Below are 21,469 nucleotides of genomic sequence, written 5' to 3' on the forward strand. Positions count from 1 at the left end.
GCCGGCTCCTTCAGGGGTTAGTCACAACGTAATTTACTTAACTGGCCGTCAATGCGTGCAGTCACGGTATCAATGGCGCTGCTGATTTGCAGGTTTTGCTGTGCCAGAGTTTCCAGCTCACGAGTGGCGTCGCCGATGGCGGTGATATTGCGGTTTATCTCTTCACTGACCTGGTTTTGCTGCTCTGCCGCTGCAGCAACCTGAAAGGCGTTGTCGGCAATGGTCGACATACCGGCGGTAGCATGTGACAGCTTGTCGTAGGCCACCTCAGCTTCGGTTACCGTTTTATCTACACTGGCGGTGCTGACACTGATTTGCGCCACCGTGTCTTTCACCTGACGCTGCAGGCTGTCAATCAGCTTTTTAATTTGATCGGTTGAACTGTGGGTGCGGGCCGCCAGCGAGCGTACTTCGTCTGCCACTACAGCAAAACCGCGGCCTTGCTCTCCGGCGCGGGCGGCTTCTATGGCGGCATTTAACGCCAGTAAATTGGTTTGCTCGGCAATGGCCTGGATAACTTCAGTGATCTGGTTAATTTCCTGGCTGCTGCTGGCAACGGCCGCCACTTTCTGGCTGCTGCTGTCAAAGTCCCGTGCTACGCCTTTAAATTCCTCCACGGTGTTTTGCAACAGGCGGTTGGCTTCATCCAGTGCCGCTATCGACTCCTGGGCACCGCTGGCGGTGCTGCTGGCCAGGTTGGCAACTTCATTGGCGGTGGCGCTCATCTGGTGCATCGCCGTTACCACATTTTGAATTTCACTGGCTTGTATCGAGGTAGACTGGCTGGTTTTATCAATAGTATTAACAAGTTGTCGGCTTTGCTGTTGCAATTCACCTGAGGCGCCTTTTAATGAGCGGATCATGTCCCGCAACTTGGCGGCAAAGGCATTAAAACCGTCGGCCATCAGATTCAGCTCACTGTGACTGTTGGCAGAAAGCTGTACGGTTAAATCGCCCTCGGCGCCGGCCAGTTGATGCATCAGTTTGCTCATACTGCCGATGGGCCGCGTGGCGACATTTAGCCAAATGGCCAGCAGTGCCATCACTACCAGCAGCAGCAGTACACCAAAGCCAACCATAGTAAGGGTGGTACTGCGGCCGTCTGCGGCCAGTTGTGCTGATAACTCGTCGGCTGCTTGCAGTGCCAATGTTTTCGGTACTGCAATCACGCTGAACCATTCTGAGCCAGAGGCTTCGATACGGATCGGGCTTTTTATTATCAGCTGTTGTTCAAATTCAAACACATCGCTGCCGGCTTGCTGCAAACGCTGATATAACGCGTTATCCAGTGTTGGCATTGCACTGCCGATTTTATCGGCAAAGCGGTTGCTGGCCAGTAACATACCGCGGCCGGTAAGCAGATAAAGTTGCGCTTTGCCGTCGTACAGCGTTTTAGCTTGTTGCATCAGGCCTTGTTGCAATACCGGCAGGTTCATATCTACCCCGGCAACACCGCGGAAACGGCCGTTGCTTACAACCGGATACACCAGCGAAGTAAGCAGCGCACTGTTGCCAGGCTCAATTTCAAAGATGTACGGCTCCATCAGGCAGGGTTTAAGCGTATCGCGGCTGCACAGGTACCATTCAGCTTCGCGCAGACCCAGCTCGTTGCGCTTATCCAGGTACTTAATACCGGGGTCTTCCGTTTGAATAAACTTCAGGCCGGACGCTTCACGGATCCAATACACTTCCAGGGTGCCGTCTTTTGAGCTGTGTGGGTTGGCGGCACTAAATTCGCTGTCGCGGTTGTCATAACCGTTTACTTCGTATTGGGTGTAAATCGACGATACGCCCGGGTTAGCTTGCAGCAAATGTCCGGCTAATGCCTGCACCTGCTCGCGATTATAGGGTGCTTGGCCACTGCCGGCGGCGGTATTGGCCATCAGGCTGGCGAGGTTTTTTGCCACATCATAGTTGCGGTTCAGTAACGCTGCGGTTTCCAGTGCAGTTACGCGCGCTTCAGCAGTTAAGATGGTTTGTGCAGTTTGCCCCAGCGACTGGCGTACATTATTCACGGCAGACTCGCCGGAACTGCTCATCGAGTACCAGCCTATCAGTGTCATACTGCCGATACTGATAGCAATAAGCATTGCTACCCCGGCAGTTAGTTTAAATCTTAGGGAATTCAATAACATCGTTATACCTCTGCTGAAAAACACACAGTGCCGGTTATGTTAATGAGTAAAGCTGACGGTTTCGGCTTACGCAATTTTGTTGTTGAAATATCGCCGTTTCACAGCGTTTTATGCCGGCATTAACGGCGCAGGGCTGGGAAAGCCCGGGGGAAGGCATTACAATGACGGCCATTTTTTCAGGTGATGGAACGGCAGTATGGCGAATTTGTTCCGGCTTGGGCTGATCATTAACCCGCTGGCCGGCCTGGGTGGCAGTGTGGGGTTAAAAGGTTCCGACGGCCAGGCAGCGCAAGCGTTGGCACTGGGCGCCACGCCCCAGGCGATGAACCGCGCCAAAACGGCGCTGACAGAATTGCTGGCGCAGCGCGGGCAGTTTGAAGTTTTTACCGTAGCCGGTGATATGGGTGAGAGTGTCTGTGCACAGCTTGGCTTGCAGTATCAGCTGCTGTACCGGGCCGCAGGCACACCATCCACGCCACAGGACACCGAAACCGCCGCCAAACTGTTGGCTGAGCATGGCGTTGATTTACTGCTGTTTGCCGGTGGCGATGGCACAGCGCGTAATATCTGCGCCGCGGTAGGTGAGCAAACCACAGTGTTGGGTATTCCGGCTGGGGTGAAAATTCATTCCGGTGTGTATGCTATATCGCCGCAGGCGGCCGGTAAGCTGGTGGCAAAGTTAATAGCCGGTGAGCTGGTGTCGCTGGCAGAAGCGGCGGTAATGGATATCGACGAGCAGGCATTTCGCGACGGTGTGGTAAAAGCGCGCCGCTTTGGTGAAATGCGCATTCCGGCGCAATTGCGTTATGTGCAAAGCGTGAAAATGGCCGGGCGCGAGTCTGAAGAGCTGGTACTGGCCGATTTAGCCGCTTACGTTGCCGCGCAAATGGAAGATAACGTGCGCTACGTAATGGGCTCCGGTTCTACCGTGGCGGCGGTAATGGCTGAGCTGGGGTTGGACAACACCCTGCTGGGTGTTGATGTGGTGGAAAATGGTGAACTGATCGCCAAAGATGTTACCGCCGCACAGTTACTGGCGTTGGTAGAAGGTTATCCCAGCAAATTGGTGATCACTTTAATTGGCGGCCAGGGCCATGTGTTTGGCCGCGGTAATCAGCAGTTATCACCGGCGGTGATCCGCGCGGTTGGCCGCGACAACATTATTTTGCTGGCCGGCAAAGCCAAATTGCAACAGCTGAACGGCCGGCCGTTACTGGCCGACACCGGCGACAGCGCGCTGGACAAGCAGCTTACCGGGTTAATCAATATAGTCACCGGCTATAACGACTACGTAATGTACCGTTTAGGCTATGACGACGAGGAATAATATGACAGCAGTATCAGTACCGGACAGCTTTATCGACGCCGTAGCCGGCTTGTTTGATGCTTTAGTGCCGGTAGCCACCGATGATGAACTGTTCGCTTCGGGCTATTTACGCGGCCATTTCGATTTAGCCGTCGGCACTTTGGAAGTGGCCGCTGAGCCGTTCAGCGCCGCCGATGTGGTAGCACAGGTTAGCAGCACCCTTACGCAAGCCATTGAAAATGGCGAGCTGGGCGAGCAAGATCAGCAACACGTTAATGCCATCTGGTTGCGGGTACAGCAACTGGCCGCCTGAGGTGGCAAGACATTCGCGCGTTTTTGCGCTAGCATAAGCGCACTTTTAACCAGAAGCGATGGGGAACGCAACACCATTCGCTTCGTCAGCATAAGTGGAACTCATGTCAGATAAATACACAACGCTTGAACAGCACGCCAGCTATGGTATTGGTTTACAAATGGGCCAGCAACTGGCCGACAACCCGTTTGACGGTTTAGATATTGATGCCGTTGCTGCCGGTGTTATCGCTGCCTATACCGAACAAGAGCCTGCGGTTACCGATGAGCAAATTCGTGCCGCCTTTGGTGTGATTAGCGAGCGTATGCAAGCTGAGCAGGCTGAAAAAGCCGAATTATTAGCCGGTGCCGGTGAAGCCTTCCTGGCAGAAAACGCTAAGCGTGCTGAAGTTACCGTAACTGCTTCAGGTTTACAGTACGAAGTGCTGGTAGGCGCTGAAGGTGAAAAACCATCACGCGACTCAACCGTACGCACGCACTACCACGGCACCTTAATTGACGGCACCGTGTTTGACAGCTCTTATCAGCGTGGTGAGCCGGCAGAATTCCCGGTATCAGGTGTTATCGCCGGCTGGACTGAAGCGCTGCAACTGATGTCACCGGGCAGCAAACTGCGTTTATATATCCCGCACAACCTGGCCTACGGCGAGCGCGGTGCCGGTAATGCTATCGCACCGTTCAGTGCACTGATTTTCGATGTAGAACTGTTAGCTATCCTGTAACAGCAGCTGCTAAGTTAACTAAAGCCCTGCATTGCAGGGCTTTGTTGTTTTATAGTTGTGCAAAACATCCGGCAAAGCATACTGTGCGGTAAGCATGTAGCGTAGCCGGTAATAACAGGTGACCTATGTATCAAATTCGTCCTTATCAACCCGGCGAAGAGCCGCTGCTGCGCGAGCTGTTTTATAATACCGTGCATAATGTTAACCAACGCGATTACAGTCTGGAGCAACGTGAGGCCTGGGCGCCGCAGCGTTACGATGCCAATGTTTGGGCGGCACGCCTGGCGCAAAGCGAGCCTGTTGTTGCTCTGCACAATAATGAGATTGTCGGCTTTGCCGATGTGCAAAGTGATGGCTATATCGACTTTTTCTTTTGCCACCAGGCGCATCAGGGCAAGGGTGTGGGCAAAGCCTTAATGAAACACCTGTTAAAAACCGGCAAGCGCTATGGCGTAAAACGCTTTTATGCCGATGTCAGTATTACCGCTAAGCCGTTTTTTCAGCATTATGGCTTTGAGGTGGTAAGGCAACAGCAAAAGGAAGTGCGCGGCGCAGTACTAACCAACTTTCTGATGGAAAAACGCCAGGGGTAAAGAGCAGATGTAATGCCTGAGCTTTGTCGGCAAAGCCTGCATAACCAAGCCGCCTAACCCGACGTTCGACCTGTTTGCGCCTTTAATATATGCAACAAATAAAGCCTTGACCGCGTTTGATTTTTCGGTAAATGTAACAGGCAGTTTAAATTCAGCTAACCTATTTCCCGCTAACGGTAAGTCAGAAGTAACACCTGATGCCGTGCCCGGATCCATACACGGAGGTAACAATGAACGTTGGTTTTCTTACTTTAGCGCTGCTGTTTTCAACGGCCGTCATCTCGTTCAAAGGATACACAGCCCAGCCGGCGTTATACTTACAAAACATTAAAAGTATAAAACACCAATATAGTTGCTTTAGTGCTGAATTTTCGTCATATGACTCCTGGCTGGAATTTGTCCGCTCCAGAAAAGAAGCGCAGCTTAAGCGCCAAGGCGTTGAAAATATTGCTGAAGAAATAAAAAACTTCGAGACTTATTTTACAACAACGTTTCAAAGGGCAAGTTTTGACTCGGCGAAAGAGAATCTTGACTGTAGATTTTTGACCTATGTAGTCGACGGACAAGAAATACATGGCGTATTGATTGTGCCGAAAAATAGCCTTAAGCAAGAGCAAAAGATCCCGGTCATCATTTACAACAGAGGGGGCACGCGCAACCTCGGCAGTTTAGTTTTTGGCCATGTGGCATACGAGTTGTTCCCGATAGCGCAGCAAGGTTTTGCCATAATTGCCAGCAACTATCGCAAAGATGAGCAATATGGCGCAGATAATATTAATGAAATAACAGCATTATTTAGCATCATTGAAAGTATTCCTGCGCTCAGATCAGATAAAGTCGGGGTTTATGGCGTCAGTCGCGGTGGGCTGACAACCTGGCAACTTGCTAAAGAGCGGCCACAAAAAATTGCTGCCATAGCGACAGTGAACGGCGTTACAGACAGCAGGCTTTGGGCCGGCAACAGAGCCGGAATACAAAACAATATTTCTTTGATTGATGGCTACAAAGACAACCCGGATGAGGTATTTAACAGGCTTTCACCGGTTAAATGGGTAGAGCAAATATCAACAGCGCCGATACTGCTGATGCACAGCCGGGATGATAAAACGGTTAACGTTATGCATTCAATGAAGTTTTCTGAACAGCTGATCAACAACAACAGGTTTTTCAGGATGAGAATTTTTGAAGACGGCGACCACGATTTAGTCGGCCGCAAAGATGAAGCAAGAGAAGAGCTGATCCAGTGGTTTTCGCGCTACATCAAGTAGTTTATTGCAGCAATTTTTGATGAAACGGCAACAGCTGGTTAATCAGGGATTGCACTTTTTGCGCAGTTAGCTTTGCGTCGAATTCAACCAAAAGCTCTGTTGTCCTTTGCTATATTGGTACAGGAAATACAACATTGGCATGGTGAAGATCACACTAAATGCTGTAAAAACTATAAATGTACCGCGGGAAATGATGATCTCAATCAGCAGTGCAGAGGCGGTTGATAAACACAGCAGAAAGAAAAACACACGCCACATTGCTGCTGAGCCTATTTTTTGCTCAAAGGTGTAACCCCAAAGCCCCGTTAAGTATATTGCGGGGAAGAGCAGGCTTACCAGAACAGCTAACACGGAGCTTCCCTCAAGCGATAAGGTCCAAAACGCGTTAAACAGTACTAATGCTGAATAGCTGATGCCGTAGGTAATCAACATGGCTTTTTTCAATCTCTGATCCTTACAGGCATTCGGCCTGCCTGTACCCATATATCATAATCTGAGTTTATTCATAAAATTTATTGGTTTAAGCTGCATTTAGCATTACCTTGTGGTGATAAGCTGGCATATGCCAACGGCACTGCGCAAGACATTGCTCGATTTTAACAGCCAGGCGCGCTTAAGCAATGGCTAAGCACAATTCAGGATTACCGGTAAAGCGTGATGAGCGCATTTTCTAACGTATTTAATTGAGGCAATATGAGTATCGAGCTGATCATGCCGACGCAGTGGCAAACCCAGCGCTGGCAAAACGGTGGCGGCATTACCCATCAGCTGTGCCGGCAGGACGACGAGCACGGGCTGTTATGGCGTTTATCCATCGCAGAAGTAGCCAGCGACGGCCCGTTCTCCCGCTTTGATAACATCGACCGCATAATTTTACTGCTTACAGGCGGGGGCTTTTGTTTACATGGTGTTGGCGCTAATCCGCAGCTGCTGGATGCGCCGCTTAAGCCGTTTTCCTTTGCCGGTGAAACTGCCATTCACTGCACGCTGCTTGATGGCGCAGTGCGGGATTTTAACCTGATGACCCGCCGCGGTGCTGTGCAGGCGCAGTTGCAAGTGCTGACAATTGGCAGTGCTGTACAAACATTGCTGCTAAGCCCACAAACGCTGTTGTATGTGGCCAGCGGCAGCATAAATGCGGTGTCTGGCGCAAAGCACATAACGTTGCAAGCGCAGCATACACTTAATCTGATTGATGAAACGGGTAACGTGCAGTTAAGCAGTAATGATAATGCGCAGGTAATAATAATCGGCATATCCGATGCGCAATGCGGCAACAGTACGGGAAAATTTTAATAAATGCGTAGTAACGCAACACAAGGAAGGCTATGCGAATAACATTGTCAGCTGTTTTACTGCTTATATCGTTTAACAGTGTGGCTAAAGACTGCGTTGTGCTGTTGCATGGCCTTGCCCGCAGCGCAGGTGCAATGGAAACCATGCAGCAAGCGCTTGATGATGCCGGCTACCATACTGTGAATGTTGATTATCCCTCACGAGAGCATGCCATTGAAGTATTAGCGCCAATGGTTATTCCACCGGCCTTGGCACAGTGCAGCGCAAAACAAAGCCGTGTTATTCATTTTGTTACCCATTCTATGGGCGGCATTTTGCTGCGCCAATATCTGCAGGACAATGTAATTGCAAATTTAGGCCGCGTAGTGATGATGGGGCCGCCAAATCAGGGCAGTCAGGTAGTCGACAATTTAAAAGATGTGCCGGGTTTTGAGGCGTATAACGGCCCGGCCGGTATGCAGCTGGGTACCGGCGCGCAAGATATACCCAAACAGCTGGGGCCGGTAAGTTTTGAGCTGGGCGTAATTGCCGGTACCAGCTCTATTAATCTTATGTTGTCTACGTTTTTGCCTAACCCGGACGATGGCAAGGTGTCGGTTGAAAACACTAAAGTACAAGGCATGTGCGCACTGGTTACGGTAGAAGTATCGCATCCGTTTCTGATGAAACGGCAACAGGTTATAGATCAGGTACTGCACTTTTTGCGCAGCGGCAGCTTTTTCGGCGACAACGCACAGCAGTTTACCTGCCCGGCGCAGTTAAAGCCGAAGCTAAGTTGATTTAATTCTGTTACATGATTTTTGTCCCTTTAAATATAACAGCAAATAAAAAGTTTAATAATCTTGTTCGGTAGTTTTTGAGGGGGTGGGTAAAAGACGAGACCTTATCCTGAATAAAGAGTAACTCGCTCCAGACTTACAACTTAAGTCACAGTATTTACAAAACGTTTGTAATTTAGTCCTGATTTTTATAACTATTTTCTTATCCCTCAAGTTTTTGAAAACATTTGCGTCTCAGGACTTGAGCCTTAGCTCATTTAGCTTCTCAGCCAATTTAAACTTTTTCTGGTTCTGATAATTTGATTTTTTACTGAACATGATGTTGACTGACGTATTGGTTAATAATCAACCAAAAAATAGTCATGTTTAGTAGGCGAAAAGGAGGACGTCATGGGTAACTTGCTTCGGCTTTTGGCAGGTATTATTTTAGGTATTTGCATTCCCGTATTCTTACTTTTTAATGTCATAGAGAATATCAATAATCTACAAAACTCTGTCAAAAGCGACAACTCAGATAACATTGTAAATTCATTTAGGGATGTCAAGCCATTGCTTAATACTGCCAATGATTACGCTTTATATTCTGTCATAATTGCTGAGCAAGCCAATCAGAAAACAATGATAAATAAACAAGTCATGAAGGTTGCAGTTATTCAGATAGGGTTTTCAGTTATATCAATAGGTTTGTTGTTTGTTGTATTGGGCTTTAATGATGGTGGGTTCGAAGCTTCTGGTTCAGGTACAGGTTTTTCGTTTGATGTCAAAACAGGAGCTTCCGGGCTGGCGGCAATCATTATAGGCGCATCAATGTCAACGTTAGGTGGTGTCTTGAAAAATGAATACTGGACGGTAAAGCCTCCCGATTACATCGTTGATTATTCAATGCCAGCAAGTGAAAATATCCTGAAGAACTGCAAGAAAATTTTTATCAATCTCCCCAAAGACGAATTTCCGGAAAAGGTTTCTGTATGTGTACATGGTCAAACATTAAATTTACTTAAAAAGGAATATATAAATGATTAGATATTTTATTGCATCAATAGCAATTCTCCAATTCCTCTTTATGTCACATGTTAATGCAGACGAGAGTTGTAGCGAAGTAGAGATAAGTCTGGAAAATTTACAAGTGTTGGAAATTAGCCAATCTCAGATAATTAAAAGGGATGAAAAAATTTATGCCGTCGTATGCTTTATTATAAATACTCCAATCAATATTGGCAGGGTTTCGGGTGGTGGTTGCGGTGGAAGTGGTAAATGCGGTGGTAACTTTTTGGTACTGGACAAATGGGTCTTTCCTATTAGAGATCCAGTTGATTATCCATCAAATGTAGAAGTATGGCATCGGTTTAGTCTAAATGAATTCAAAGGAAAAAGATTATCGATTGCAAAAAATGTCGAAATAGCTAAAGGGCTAATTTCTGAACGTGAAGAAGGTGAAATAATCATAATGGCACCTCAACTTGAAGTCGGTATTGACTCCTTTTTGAAAACAGAATTAGCCGACCCTAACATAAGGTTAGGTACAAGTCTCAATCCGGATACCATTAAGCATTTGAATGAAGCAGACAGCTTAAAACTCTTACTTGAAGACATGGATGGTGCAAAACTGATTAATATTCAGTCTCTTCCGGCTATAAATTACTGATAGTACGCTTTATCAAAGTATTTACGTGGGAGAGCGAAGGAAGATATTGGTTAAACTGGATCTTTGAGTTCAGGCAAACGACAGCGGGCAGTTAATCGGTAACTAAAGCGAGCAAAACCTGCATAACCGCGCAGCATATTACTCTGATTAGCAGCTGTGTTAGTGAATAAATATATTAGGTCTACACTGAACTCTGTTTTTGCGGACGAGGTGAAGTATGAGTATCTTTAACGAGCTAAAGGATTCTCTGACCGAAGCGGTGGATATTAAGCAAGGGCGTAAGGCTCCAAGCCGTGTAACCCGCTATGAAGTAGCGGATGTTAAAACCCTACGCGAAAGTTTAGCCATTACTCAGGCGCAGTCAGCACAAGCACAGGGCACCAGTGTTGATACGATAAAAAGCTGGGAGAGTAAAAGGCGCAATCCAACCGGCCTTGCCGCTAAAGTGCTGGCTACTATTCAGGACGACCCCGAGTTCTACCATCAACTGGCTGCACACTAAACAGGCCAGTACACCAAACCACCTTAAGGGCGCATTATTGCGCCCTTAGTTTTTGCAGCAAATAAAGCCTTGCCCAAGTTTGGTTTTTCGGTAAATGGCTGTTACGCCATTACAACAACTCAATCCCATCCTACCAAAAATTTGCTTACTTTCTGTTGCTTGCTAAGGTTAATTAAAAGTTAAGTTTAAGCGTGCAGCGATATGCGCATGCTTACAAGAATTGCTTGTAACACAAGTTAATCTTGCAAAAAGTATCTTGAGGGATACACTGTAATGGTAAAGCAAATTAAAGCAACTGAGCAGTTTAGTTACTGGCTGGACAGCTTAAAGGATATTCAAGGCAGAGCGCGCATTCAGGCCCGAATTCAGCGCCTGGCGGCTGGTAACCCGGGCGTGCATCGCAATTTAAAATTCGGCGTATCTGAGCTGAAAATTGATGTTGGGCCGGGTTACAGGGTGTATTACGCGCAGCGGCAAAATGTTTTGATAATCCTGTTGTGCGGTGGTGATAAAGCAAGTCAACGTGCCGATATCGAATTAGCCTATCAACTGGTAAACACGCTTGAGGTGTAACATGAGCATAAAACTGCAAGATTACGATGTAGCAGAGCACCTGCGTACACCAGAGGAGATGGCGGCGTACCTTGAAGCCTCTATTGCCGAATGTGATGGTGATGCCAGCTTTGTTGCCAAAGCGCTGGGCGATATTGCCCGTGCGAAAGGTATGGCAACACTGGCACGTGACACCGGCTTGGGTCGTGAGAGTTTATACAAAGCATTGTCGGCAGAGGGCAACCCGCAATTAAGCACGGTATTAAAAGTCGCCAAAGCACTTGGCTTGCAATTCAGCGTCAAGCCAGCGGCTTAGCAGCCACGTCAAACCACCATAAGGGCGCATTCTTGCGCCCTTAGCTTTTGCAGCAAATAATGCCTTGACCAAGTTCGGTTTTTCGGTAAATTTAACCGAAAGTTTGAGATTCAATAAGCTGTTTCCATCAATTTTGAAAAGGCAGGCAAAAAGCCATACCTGACCCTGAGGTTTTTTTATGAACGACCTGCAACATCCTGATGTGCTTAAAAGAATCGTCGAGGAACTAAAGCAGGCTTCGGCCGGGGGGCTTTCTCGGAACGATGTTGGAGCGATGTTTAAACAACTTATAAGGTCCTATTATTTATTTGGTATTACAAGGTCACATCATCAAGTTTGGTATCGTGCACGTGTATGTGAAAATGGAGAAATATTCCACAACGTTGATCAAATGATCTACCCCAAAAACGGTTCGCCATCATTTAATCGTGCGTCTTTCCCGAATACTAAAGTACTTTATGCTGGCTGGAATAGTCGTTTGGCACTAGAGGAAATTGGTGCAAAAGCAGGGGATTTGGTTCAACTGATAAGACTTCGAGTCAAATCTCCAGTTGAGTTTCCGTGTGCAATTATTGGGGAATACCAAGCAATTTTTAACTCAGGACGTTCAATTATTAACTCGGAAAAAAGTGAATTGGCTGTTGAAGAAAGTCTAAAAATGCATCCTGCCTATGTTCTTGCGCAAGCATTTGTAGATTCTGCAATTGCTGAAATTTTTCGTTCGGATCCAATTGCAAAAGACTATTTTGTATCAGCAACGATTGCAGAAGATTTTATATTGGATAAGGCGCAGGGACTAATGTACCCGAGTGTGCGAACTGCTCATTGTGTAAATCTTGCAGTTAGAGCGGAAGATTTCGACAAAAACTTTGAAGTTCTCGATACGATGGTTTCTAAAGTAGCTGGTTATCACGGTTATGGATTGTATGCTTTAGAACCTTTAGCCCAAACATGCGAAATTTCAGCTGACGGTTCTTTTATTTGGGACTCTAAAAGAGAAATAACTTCTACACTTGGCCGCCGTCGCGATGAACAAATATCTGCCGATTTTGTTGGTTGGAGGGCTCAGTAGCTGAACCCAATTCGGATGATGTTGATCACAAACCGAATTTAAGTTCACGCTTTTCTTAAAGCATGACGTAGATTCGCCTTTCCCCCGCACTCCTTGTATAATACGCGCCCTTGTTCCGCTCTGGTGCTTAATTTATGTCCACTGTTGCTACTACCGTTTCCCGCAAGTCTGCCCCTGTAGCACGCATGGCGCCTGAGCGCGATTTATTCAGCTACCCGAAATACTGGGCAGAGTGCTATGGCACGGCGCCGTTTTTACCTATGTCGCGCAAGGAAATGGATGTACTTGGCTGGGACAGCTGCGATGTTATTTTGGTAGTCGGCGATGCTTACGTTGACCACCCCAGCTTTGGTATGGCGGTAGTTGGGCGCATGTTAGAAGCCCAGGGCTATCGGGTTGGCCTTATTTGCCAGCCGGATTGGCACAGCAAAGACGACTTTATGCGCCTGGGTAAGCCAAACCTGTTTTATGGCGTGTCGGCCGGCAATATGGACTCGATGATTAACCGCTACACCGCCGATAAAAAGCTGCGCCATGACGATGCTTACACCGCCGGTGATATTGGCGGCAAGCGACCGGACCGCGCGGTTACTGTGTATACCCAGCGCTGTAAAGAAGCCTATAAAGACGTGCCGGTGATTATTGGCGGCATAGAAGCGAGTTTGCGCCGTATTGCGCATTATGATTACTGGTCAGAAAAAGTGCGCCGTTCAGTCATTTTTGATGCCAAGGCTGACATTCTTATTTACGGTAACGCCGAGCGGCCATTAATCGAAGTGGCGCACCGTATTGCCTCTGGTGTGCCGATTAGCAAGATCCAGGATGTACGCGGCACGGCCGTGATCCGTAAAGAGCCACTGCCTGGCTGGCGCGGTGTGGATTCTACTGCCATTGATAAAATCGGCAAAATTGACCCTATATCCAACCCTTATGGCGCCGATGATGTTGGCTGCAGTAGTTATTCGGAATATGCCAAAGCCGGTATCGATTTAACTAAGCCGCAAGAGGTGGAAGCCAAACCGATTTTAGTGCAGCCGCCACGACAAAAACCGTGGGAGCAAACCTACGTTAAGCTGCCGGCCTTTGAGCAGGTAAGCGTAAATAAGCCGCTATATGCTCATGCTTCGCGCATTTTGCACCAGGAAACTAACCCGGGTTGTGCCCGTGCGATAATGCAGCGCCATGGCGACCGGCATATTTGGGTCAACCCGCCGGCCTTTCCGCTTTCTACCGAAGAGATGGATTTAGTCTTTGGCCTGCCGTATCAGCGCGTGCCGCACCCGGTATATGGCAAGGAGAAAATTCCGGCCTACGAGATGATTAAAACCTCGGTGAACATTATGCGCGGCTGCTTTGGTGGTTGCTCGTTCTGCTCTATTACCGAGCATGAAGGCCGTATTATTCAAAGCCGGTCGAAAGAATCGATTATGCAGGAGATCAAGGATATTCGCGACAAAGTACCGGGTTTTACCGGCGTGATATCCGATCTTGGTGGCCCAACGGCCAATATGTACCGCTTAAACTGTAAAAAACCCAAAGCCGAGCAAACCTGCCGCCGGCCCAGCTGCGTGTACCCGACCATTTGCGAGCATATGGACACCGACCAAAGCCCGACGGTAGAGCTGTACCGTGAGGCGCGCAATTTGCCCGGTATTAAAAAGGTGTTGGTGGCCTCCGGCGTGCGTTATGACTTAGCGGTAGAAGATCCGAACTATGTGCGCGAGCTGGTGCAGCACCATGTTGGCGGCTATTTAAAAATAGCGCCGGAGCATACCGAAGAAGGCCCGCTGTCGAAGATGATGAAGCCGGGCATGGGCGCCTACGACAAGTTTAAAGAAATGTTCGACCGCTTTAGTAAAGAAGCCGGTAAAGAGCAGTTTTTAATTCCGTATTTTATTGCTGCCCACCCTGGCACGACCGATATGGACATGGTTAATCTGGCGCTGTGGTTAAAAGAGCGTGACTTTAAACTGGACCAGGTACAAAACTTTTACCCCAGCCCAATGGCGAACGCGACCACCATTTACCATACGGAAATGAACTCGCTGAAAAACATCAACAAAGCCAATGACGAAGTGGTGGCGGTGCCCAAAGGCGAGCGCCAACGCCGCTTACATAAAGCCATACTGCGCTACCACGACCCGAAAGGCTGGCCGCAAATTCGCGAAGCGTTAATTAAAATGGGCTTAAAGCACTTAATTGGCCGCAGCAAAGGCTGCTTAGTGCCGGAAGAGGGCAAAGACGAGCAGTTTAAAAAGCCGTTAAAAGGCGGCCAACCGGCACTTAGCCGCCACACCGGTTTAAACCCTGCTGCTAAAGCGATTGCCAAGCGTAGCCAGCGTGAAACATGGGAAAAAGATGACAAGCAAGGCAAAAAACCGTTTAGCGCCAATGGCAAACCAGCAGCAAAGGCCGGTGGTAAAGGTCATGGTGCTAAAACACCACAGCGGCCGAAAGGCTGATGCAGCGGCTGTTTTTCAGCCTTAAATTCTCCCCGGCGCAGCAACAACAGTTGCTGCCGTATCAGCAGCAGGCGCTGAGCTTGTGCCCGGGCGCTAAGGCTGTAGATAACGACAATCTGCATTTAACGTTGTTTTTCTTAGGTCAGGTGGATGCTGCACAGCAACAGCGGCTGGTTAGCGCGACACAACAAATTATCGTAGCGCCGTTTAGCATTACGCTGGATACGTTGGCCTGTTTTGCCAAACCAAAAATTCTCTATCTGGCACCTTCGGTAATACCCGATGCATTGTTGCAGTTGCAACGGCAGGTGGCAGCGCTGTGTCAAACAGCGGGCTTTAACGATATCCATGATAACTACCGGCCACATATTACCCTGGCACGGCATGCTGTGTGTGATGCGGCATTTAAGCAGCCGGTGCTGCCGTTAACGCTGCAGGTTAGTGAGTTTGGATTGTATCAGTCGGCGCAGTTTGAAGGCAGGCTGCAGTATTTGCCGCTTCATCACTTTATGCTGATATAACAACTCTTTAGCCTCAGGGGCTTAAGAGTTATACCGCAAACTGCTATAGTTCATCAGTGATTAATTTTCGCGGCCTATACTCGGCGCACACACCCGAAATACGACACCCCGTTAACAAGGATTGGTTATGCCTGCCTCTGCGTCATTTTTCAGTAAAATTTTCGGCTCGGTAAATTGGACAGCCCCCGGTTGGGCGCACCAGCTGCGGCAGAGTGCCAAACAGCGCCCGGCTGGTTTCTGGGGCGGCCTGGCACTGGTGCTGGCTATTGTTGCTGCCGCTGCCGGCGGTTATTACTATTACCAGCAGTTACCCAAACCGCTGAAGGTAAAAGCGACGCTACAGAGCCCGCAGTTGGGGCATTATCAGGATAATGTTGAGCAGCCCACCTTACTGCGTTTGCAGTTTAGCTATGATATGAGCAACCAGGCAGAGCGCATCGCTCCGGTTCCGCCGCTTTCGGCGGCACGGCTGGATTTAATCGGCGAGGTGTTAACAGAGGGCGTCAGCATTAGCCCGGCCATTGCCGGTGAGTGGCAGTGGCAGGATGACAACACGCTCACCTTTATGCCACAGCAGGCATGGCCTGCCGGCAGCCGCTTTAATGTAACCCTGGATAAACGCATTTTTGCCGCGGATACATTACTGGCAGAGCAGCAATACAGCTTTGACACTGTGCCGTTAACGGCAGCAATTAACCGGCTGCGGTTTTATCAGCACCCCACCGAACAAACCACACGGCAGATAGTTGCCACATTAAATTTCAGCCATCCGGTGGATATCGACAGCGTAAAAGCGCAGTTATCCCTGGTTATGCGGCCTGATGGCGGCGATATCAGCAGTAAAGGTAACGCGCTGGAGTTTAGCCTCAGCGCCGATAAAAGCGGCCGCGAGCTATACCTGCAATCGGCTGCGCTGACCTTACCTGAGCGTGAGCAATATTTAACCCTGCTGTTAAAATCCGGGGTAAAAGCATTGCAGGGCGACGGTAAAACCGGCCGTGACAGCTCGCAACAATTGCTGGTGCCGGATAAAAGCAGCTTTTTAAAGGTAGAAGAGCTGCGCACAGACATTATCCGCGGCTCTGGACAACAGCTCGAACAAGAGCCGGAGCAAATGTTGTTGTTAAGCTTTACTGATCGCATTAACCGCACTGAGCTGCAAAATAAGCTGAAAATTTATCTGCTGCCCAAGCATCCGCAGCGCAATTCAAACTATTGGGCGCCGGGCGAAGTAAACAGCAGCGTATTGCAACAAGCTAACTTGCACAGCTTTACATTGATGCCAACACCAGAGCAACATGACAGCGCCTTTAGCATTAAGCTGGATGTGCCGCCCGGGCAAAGTTTATTTGTCAGCGTGCCCAAAGGCTTGCAATCGGCCAGCGAGTTTACCCTGGCCAATGAGTACCGCGCTGTGGTGCAGGCGCCGGAGTATCCGGTCGAGGCACGCATAGTGGGCGAAGGCGCCATGCTAACGCTGAGCGGCGAGCAGAAGTTGCAATTGCTTAGCCGCGGCGTAAAAGGCGTACGGGTAAAGCTGCATAAGCTGTTACCACAGCAGCTGAATCACTTTATCAGCCAAACCGGTGGCGATATCAGTCAGCCGTACTTTTTTAACTATAACTTTGATGAAAGTAATATCGGCAGCCTGTTTGAAAAAACCTTCAGCCTGGCCAACAGCCATGCCAAACAGGCGAATTATCTGGCGTTGGAGTTACAGCCGTATCTGGCGCAGGCCGGTATGGGGGTGTTTTTTATCCAGCTAAGCGAATTTGACCCGGCGCGGCCGAAAAGCGAAGGCCGCGAGCTGGATAAGCGGGTTATTCTGGTTACCGATTTAGGCTTGCTGGTAAAACATAACGCCGATACCACGCAACAGGTGTTTGTGATGTCGGTTGCCGACGGCAAGCCGGTGGCCGGCGCTAAAGTAGAGCTGCTGGGGAAAAACGGCGTAGCGGTGCAAAGCGGTACTACCGATGCGCAGGGCAGCGTTAAGCTGGGCAAAACCAACGGCCTGGTGCGGGAGCGCCAGCCGGTGGTGTATCTGGTTAGCCGCAGCCGCGATGGCGTAACCGATAGCAGCTTTATTCCATACGACAGATACAGCCGCCAGCTGGATTACTCCAAATTTAATACCAGCGGTCGTTATCAGGACGAGCAAAGCAGCAAAGCATTAAGTGCCTATATGTTTAGTGATCGTGGTATTTACCGGCCGGGTGAGCAGGTGCAACTGGCGGCTATTATCCGCCATAACGATTTATCGCTGGCACAGCAAAAGCTGCCGTTAAAAATTCAGGTGCAGGGGCCGCGCGGCAGTGTGTTCTGGCAGCAAAACTTTCGTTTAACCGGTCTGGGCATGCACAGCTTTAGCCTCGACACCCAACCGCACAGCGACACCGGTAATTACCATGCCAATATCAGCCTGCTGGACAGCAAGGGCAATACGGCGCGGCATTTGGGCTCGGTGAGTTTTGCGGTGGAGGAGTTTCAGCCGGACACGCTGAAAATAAGCAGCCGCTTTAACCAGCAGGGTAAAGGTTGGTTATCACCACAAAACTTAGTCGCGCAGGTGCAATTGGATAACCTGTTTGGCACCCCGGCACAGCAACGGCGCGTTACCGCCAAATTTGAGCTGATCCCAGCCGGGTTTAGCTTTACGGAGTACAAGGATTACCGCTTTATTGCGCCGCAGGACGAGCAGCTTAACAGTGCCAGTGTGCGCCAGAGCCTGGATGAGCAGCAAACCGATGCCGACGGCAAAGCCAGCTTTAACTTGCCGCTTGAACAATACAGCGGCGGTACTTACCGGCTGGTGCTAACTACCGAAGGCTTTGACGGCGGCGGTGGTAAGAGTGTGCAAAGCATGCACAGTGCGCTGTTGTCACCGCTTAGCGAGCTGGTGGGGATAAAAAGCGATGGTGAATTAACTTACCTGAAAAAACAGCAAAGCCGTAGTGTGGAATTTATTGCCATTAACAACAGCTTAGAGCAGATAGCGCTGGATGAATTAACGCTGAAACTGGTAGAAAAGCGGCCGCTGTCAAGCCTGGTAAAACAAAACGACGGCACCTATCAGTACCAGAGCATAGTGCAGCAGCTAACGTTAAACGAAGCGCCGTTTAGCATAGCCGCAGCCGGTACGGCGTATCAGTTGCCTACCGACACCGCCGGTGATTTTGAACTGCAGTTGCTAAAAGGCGAACAACTGCTGGGTAAGGTAGCGTTCAGCGTAATAGGCGCCGGCAATATCAGCGCCATGCTGGAGAAAAACGCCGCCCTTAGCGTGCGGCTGGATAAAGCCGATTATAAGGCCGGTGAGCGCATCGAACTGAATATTACCGCCCCTTATACCGGCAGTGGCTTGATCAGCATTGAAACCGACAAAGTGCATGCGTTCAGCTGGTTTACTGCCGACACCACCAGCAGCATTCAGCATATAGTGCTGCCTGAAGGTATTGAGGGCAATGCCTATATTAACGTCAGCTTTGTGCGCGGCAGTGATTCAGACGCGCTGTTTGTCAGCCCGCTCAGTTATGCTGTGGTGCCGTTTAATATTGACCGCAGCAAGCGTGAACTGGCAATCAGCCTGGTGGCACCGGAAGAAGTGCGGCCGGGTAAAGCCTTCACGCTGGGCTATAAAACCGACCGGCCGGCCGATTTACTGCTGTACGGCGTGGATCAGGGCATTTTACAGGTGGCCGGGTATCAGTTACCGGACCCGTTATCACACTACTTACAAAAACGCGCACTGCAGGTGCGCAGCCTGCAGATGCTGGATTTAGTCTTGCCGGAATTCAGCGCACTGCAGCGCCAGTTGGCCGGGGTAGGTGGTGACAGCGCGCGCCGCGCTATGGCCGCCGCCATGTTGGATAGCAACCTTAATCCTTTTGCCCGCAGAGCCGATCAGCCGGGCGTATTTTGGTTAGGTATAGTAAAAGCCGGTACTGACATAACGACGCAGCAGGTTACCGTGCCGGCCAGCTTTAGCGGTAACTTAAAACTGATGGCGGTGGCGGTAAGTGAAGAGGCGCTGTCGGCGGTAAGCCGCGATTTACGCGTGCGCGGCCCCTTTGTGCTAACCCCTGATGTGTTAACCAGTGCGGCGCCCGGCGACGAGTTTGATATCAGCGTGTCGGTAGCCAATGGCGTAAAAGGCTCGGGTAAAGATGCCGCCATTACCGTGCAGCTTAGCTTGCCTGACAGCCTGAGCGCTGCCGGCGCAACAGAGCAGGTGCTTAATATCAGCGAAAACAGCGAGCAAAGTGCACGTTTCCGCTTAAAAGCCGCTGATGTACCGGGCGAGGCCAGCTTAAGCTTTAGCGCGACTTATCAGCAGGGCGATATGGTGGAACAGGCCAGTCGCAGTATCAGCCTGAGTATCCGCCCGGCTAGCCATTACCACACTACGCTACAGGCCGGTTTTGCCGATAAAGGCCCGGTTACGCTTAATACCCGCTATCCGTTGTATGCTGAGTTTGCGCAGCAGCATGTTATTGCCTCGGCTAACCCGCTGGTGCTGGCAGAGAGCTTTACCGATTATCTCGCGCAGTATCCGCATGGCTGTACCGAGCAGGTGGTGTCGCAGGTGTTCCCGTGGCTGGGCTTAGTGCAGCAACCGTCGTATCAGGCACAGTGGCCGATGCTGAACGAGAAATTTGCCGTGCTGATCCAAAAACTGGCAGAGCGCCAGCAAAGCGACGGCGGCTTTAGCTTCTGGCCCGGTGGTTACAGCACTGCCGACTTCCCCAGCATTTATGTGATGCATTTTCTGTTAGCCGCGCGCGAGCAGGGCCTGGCCGTGCCGGATTATCTGTACCAGCAGGGACTGGAATATTTGCGCAACGTTGCGCGGCAAAGCGGGGCCAATTTGTATCAGGCGCGGCTGCGCGCCAATGCGATTTACCTGCTGACCCGCAGCGGCGAGGTGACGACCAACTATTTGGTGGAATTACACGAGCGGCTGGAGAAACAACATAAGCAAGCCTGGCAGGCTGATATTACCGCTATTTATATCGCGGCCAGTTATCAGTTGCTGCAAAAGCCGGAGTTGGCACGCGGCTTGTTATCCGGTTATCGCTTAGGTAAAACCTCAGCATTGCAACGCGGTTATCTGGCGCGTATTGCCACACCGCTGCCGCCTTTTGCTAACCCGGCGTTTCAGTCGCAGCTAAGCCTGGATGCACAGTATGTGTATTTGTTGTCCAGCCATTTTGCTGAGCAAGCCAAAGCGCTGGATGGCGAAGCCATTCTGCAGTTATTACAGCCGGTGTTTAAGGGCGATTACAACACCATCGCGTCGGCCTATACGGTACTGGCGTTATCCGCCTATGGCCGTTTGCAAACCGAAGCTGCCGCTACGCCACCGCAGTTTTATCAGCTGGATGGCCAGGGCGCACGTACTGCGTTAACACCGGCGGATAACCAAAGCGCCATACCGCGCGCCGCCTTTACCACGGCAGCAGAGCAAATACTGATAGAGAGCCAACAGCAGCTGTTTTATGCGCTAAGCGAAGCCGGTTTTGCCAAAACTGCGCCTGCTAAAGCCGTAGCACAGCAGTTGGAAGTAGTGCGCGATTATCTGGATGCCGAAGACAAAGTGGTTACTACAGCGAAACAGGGGCAAGAGCTTACCGTACGCCTGCGCCTGCGCAGTTTAACCAGCGGTTGGCACAGCAATGTGGCGGTAGTCGATTTACTGCCGGCCGGTTTTGCCGTAGTGCGCAGCTCAGTAGCGCGGCAAAGCGGGGTTTGGCGTGCCGACTATGTGGATATCCGTGAAGATCGTGTGGTGTATTACGCCGGTTTTGGCCCGCAAATGACCGAGCTGCGCTATCAGGTGAAGGTAACCGCGGCCGGTGATTTTGTACTGCCCACGGTGTCGGCGCAGTCAATGTATGACTTGTCGGTGTATGCCAGCACAGCGGCAGGGCGCTTTGTTGTCAGCGCGGCAGATCTGAACTAACGCCGTGGCGGAGCAGTAGTGCCTAA

At 50.0% G+C, this 21,469-nt stretch carries 18 protein-coding genes; 16 read left to right on the top strand and 2 right to left on the bottom strand.

The window, feature by feature from the left end; translation table 11 throughout:
- Positions 1-17: 17 nt before the first annotated feature.
- On the bottom strand, positions 18-2,090 hold the full coding sequence (locus Q8O77_RS13985) for a methyl-accepting chemotaxis protein (protein WP_305554281.1): 2,073 nt from the start codon (positions 2,088-2,090) through the stop codon (positions 18-20).
- Positions 2,091-2,331: 241 nt separating this feature from the next.
- On the opposite strand from Q8O77_RS13985, the gene Q8O77_RS13990 reads away from it, so the two are divergent.
- From Q8O77_RS13990 to Q8O77_RS14010, 5 genes are all read left to right on the top strand, one after another.
- Positions 2,332-3,462, top strand: a complete 1,131-nt coding sequence (locus Q8O77_RS13990; protein WP_305554284.1) for an ATP-NAD kinase family protein — start codon at positions 2,332-2,334, stop codon at positions 3,460-3,462.
- A gap of 1 nt (position 3,463) precedes the next feature.
- Positions 3,464-3,754 carry a YfcL family protein gene (locus Q8O77_RS13995; RefSeq protein WP_305554287.1) on the top strand — a complete coding sequence of 97 codons (291 nt, stop codon included), beginning with the start codon at positions 3,464-3,466 and terminating at the stop codon, positions 3,752-3,754.
- A gap of 103 nt (positions 3,755-3,857) precedes the next feature.
- Positions 3,858-4,475 carry an FKBP-type peptidyl-prolyl cis-trans isomerase gene (locus Q8O77_RS14000; RefSeq protein ID WP_305554290.1) on the top strand — a complete coding sequence of 206 codons (618 nt, stop codon included), beginning with the start codon at positions 3,858-3,860 and terminating at the stop codon, positions 4,473-4,475.
- Positions 4,476-4,600: 125 nt separating this feature from the next.
- Positions 4,601-5,068 (top strand): GNAT family N-acetyltransferase, encoded by a 468-nt coding sequence (locus Q8O77_RS14005; RefSeq protein ID WP_305554293.1) that lies wholly within the window; start codon positions 4,601-4,603, stop codon positions 5,066-5,068.
- A 230-nt stretch (positions 5,069-5,298) separates the two neighbouring features.
- Positions 5,299-6,336 (top strand): S9 family peptidase, encoded by a 1,038-nt coding sequence (locus Q8O77_RS14010; protein ID WP_305554296.1) that lies wholly within the window; start codon positions 5,299-5,301, stop codon positions 6,334-6,336.
- Positions 6,337-6,402: 66 nt separating this feature from the next.
- Here the strand turns inward: Q8O77_RS14010 and Q8O77_RS14015 are convergent, their stop codons facing one another.
- The gene (locus tag Q8O77_RS14015; protein WP_305554299.1) at positions 6,403-6,780 is read right to left on the bottom strand and encodes a hypothetical protein; all 378 of its coding nucleotides are present in this window, start codon (positions 6,778-6,780) and stop codon (positions 6,403-6,405) included.
- Between the two features lie 249 nt (positions 6,781-7,029).
- On the opposite strand from Q8O77_RS14015, the gene Q8O77_RS14020 reads away from it, so the two are divergent.
- From Q8O77_RS14020 to Q8O77_RS14070, 11 genes are all read left to right on the top strand, one after another.
- The gene (locus Q8O77_RS14020; protein WP_305554302.1) at positions 7,030-7,632 is read left to right on the top strand and encodes a HutD family protein; all 603 of its coding nucleotides are present in this window, start codon (positions 7,030-7,032) and stop codon (positions 7,630-7,632) included.
- Positions 7,633-7,664: 32 nt separating this feature from the next.
- Positions 7,665-8,411: a triacylglycerol lipase gene (locus Q8O77_RS14025; protein ID WP_305554305.1), complete on the top strand. Its 747-nt coding sequence runs from the start codon at positions 7,665-7,667 to the stop codon at positions 8,409-8,411.
- 390 nt (positions 8,412-8,801) lie between these two features.
- Positions 8,802-9,434, top strand: a complete 633-nt coding sequence (locus Q8O77_RS14030; RefSeq protein WP_305554308.1) for a hypothetical protein — start codon at positions 8,802-8,804, stop codon at positions 9,432-9,434.
- Positions 9,427-10,056, top strand: coding sequence for a hypothetical protein (locus Q8O77_RS14035; protein ID WP_305554311.1), 630 nt, complete (start codon positions 9,427-9,429; stop codon positions 10,054-10,056). Before Q8O77_RS14030 ends, Q8O77_RS14035 begins: the two co-directional genes overlap by 8 nt.
- Positions 10,057-10,273: 217 nt before the next feature.
- Positions 10,274-10,558: a NadS family protein gene (gene nadS, locus Q8O77_RS14040; protein WP_305554315.1), complete on the top strand. Its 285-nt coding sequence runs from the start codon at positions 10,274-10,276 to the stop codon at positions 10,556-10,558.
- Positions 10,559-10,831: 273 nt separating this feature from the next.
- Entirely contained in the window at positions 10,832-11,131 is a 300-nt protein-coding gene (locus Q8O77_RS14045; RefSeq protein ID WP_305554318.1) for a type II toxin-antitoxin system RelE/ParE family toxin, read from the top strand.
- A 1-nt stretch (position 11,132) separates the two neighbouring features.
- A complete protein-coding gene (locus Q8O77_RS14050) occupies positions 11,133-11,426 on the top strand; it encodes an addiction module antidote protein (RefSeq protein ID WP_305554321.1) in 294 nt (97 codons plus the stop codon).
- A gap of 178 nt (positions 11,427-11,604) precedes the next feature.
- The gene (locus Q8O77_RS14055) at positions 11,605-12,498 is read left to right on the top strand and encodes an RES family NAD+ phosphorylase (protein ID WP_305554323.1); all 894 of its coding nucleotides are present in this window, start codon (positions 11,605-11,607) and stop codon (positions 12,496-12,498) included.
- Between the two features lie 185 nt (positions 12,499-12,683).
- A complete protein-coding gene (locus Q8O77_RS14060; RefSeq protein ID WP_305554861.1) occupies positions 12,684-14,960 on the top strand; it encodes a YgiQ family radical SAM protein in 2,277 nt (758 codons plus the stop codon).
- Positions 14,960-15,481 (top strand): RNA 2',3'-cyclic phosphodiesterase, encoded by a 522-nt coding sequence (thpR, locus tag Q8O77_RS14065; RefSeq protein ID WP_305554326.1) that lies wholly within the window; start codon positions 14,960-14,962, stop codon positions 15,479-15,481. Before Q8O77_RS14060 ends, thpR begins: the two co-directional genes overlap by 1 nt.
- Positions 15,482-15,608: 127 nt before the next feature.
- Entirely contained in the window at positions 15,609-21,443 is a 5,835-nt protein-coding gene (locus Q8O77_RS14070; RefSeq protein ID WP_305554329.1) for an alpha-2-macroglobulin, read from the top strand.
- Positions 21,444-21,469: the final 26 nt, after the last annotated feature.

It is taken from the genome of Rheinheimera sp. (genome assembly GCF_030690345.1).
Classification (GTDB): domain Bacteria; phylum Pseudomonadota; class Gammaproteobacteria; order Enterobacterales; family Alteromonadaceae; genus Alishewanella.

What these genes read in the sequence shown, in the direction of transcription:
- Q8O77_RS13985 (WP_305554281.1), bottom strand. Translation starts at nt 2,090, where the DNA reads ATGCTTATTGCTATCAGTATCGGCAGTATGACACTGATAGGCTGGTAC.
- Q8O77_RS13990 (WP_305554284.1), top strand. Translation starts at nt 2,332, where the DNA reads ATGGCGAATTTGTTCCGGCTTGGGCTGATCATTAACCCGCTGGCCGGC.
- Q8O77_RS13995 (WP_305554287.1), top strand. Translation starts at nt 3,464, where the DNA reads ATGACAGCAGTATCAGTACCGGACAGCTTTATCGACGCCGTAGCCGGC.
- Q8O77_RS14000 (WP_305554290.1), top strand. Translation starts at nt 3,858, where the DNA reads ATGTCAGATAAATACACAACGCTTGAACAGCACGCCAGCTATGGTATT.
- Q8O77_RS14005 (WP_305554293.1), top strand. Translation starts at nt 4,601, where the DNA reads ATGTATCAAATTCGTCCTTATCAACCCGGCGAAGAGCCGCTGCTGCGC.
- Q8O77_RS14010 (WP_305554296.1), top strand. Translation starts at nt 5,299, where the DNA reads ATGAACGTTGGTTTTCTTACTTTAGCGCTGCTGTTTTCAACGGCCGTC.
- Q8O77_RS14020 (WP_305554302.1), top strand. Translation starts at nt 7,030, where the DNA reads ATGAGTATCGAGCTGATCATGCCGACGCAGTGGCAAACCCAGCGCTGG.
- Q8O77_RS14025 (WP_305554305.1), top strand. Translation starts at nt 7,665, where the DNA reads ATGCGAATAACATTGTCAGCTGTTTTACTGCTTATATCGTTTAACAGT.
- Q8O77_RS14030 (WP_305554308.1), top strand. Translation starts at nt 8,802, where the DNA reads ATGGGTAACTTGCTTCGGCTTTTGGCAGGTATTATTTTAGGTATTTGC.
- Q8O77_RS14035 (WP_305554311.1), top strand. Translation starts at nt 9,427, where the DNA reads ATGATTAGATATTTTATTGCATCAATAGCAATTCTCCAATTCCTCTTT.
- nadS (WP_305554315.1), top strand. Translation starts at nt 10,274, where the DNA reads ATGAGTATCTTTAACGAGCTAAAGGATTCTCTGACCGAAGCGGTGGAT.
- Q8O77_RS14045 (WP_305554318.1), top strand. Translation starts at nt 10,832, where the DNA reads ATGGTAAAGCAAATTAAAGCAACTGAGCAGTTTAGTTACTGGCTGGAC.
- Q8O77_RS14050 (WP_305554321.1), top strand. Translation starts at nt 11,133, where the DNA reads ATGAGCATAAAACTGCAAGATTACGATGTAGCAGAGCACCTGCGTACA.
- Q8O77_RS14055 (WP_305554323.1), top strand. Translation starts at nt 11,605, where the DNA reads ATGAACGACCTGCAACATCCTGATGTGCTTAAAAGAATCGTCGAGGAA.
- Q8O77_RS14060 (WP_305554861.1), top strand. Translation starts at nt 12,684, where the DNA reads ATGGCGCCTGAGCGCGATTTATTCAGCTACCCGAAATACTGGGCAGAG.
- thpR (WP_305554326.1), top strand. Translation starts at nt 14,960, where the DNA reads ATGCAGCGGCTGTTTTTCAGCCTTAAATTCTCCCCGGCGCAGCAACAA.
- Q8O77_RS14070 (WP_305554329.1), top strand. Translation starts at nt 15,609, where the DNA reads ATGCCTGCCTCTGCGTCATTTTTCAGTAAAATTTTCGGCTCGGTAAAT.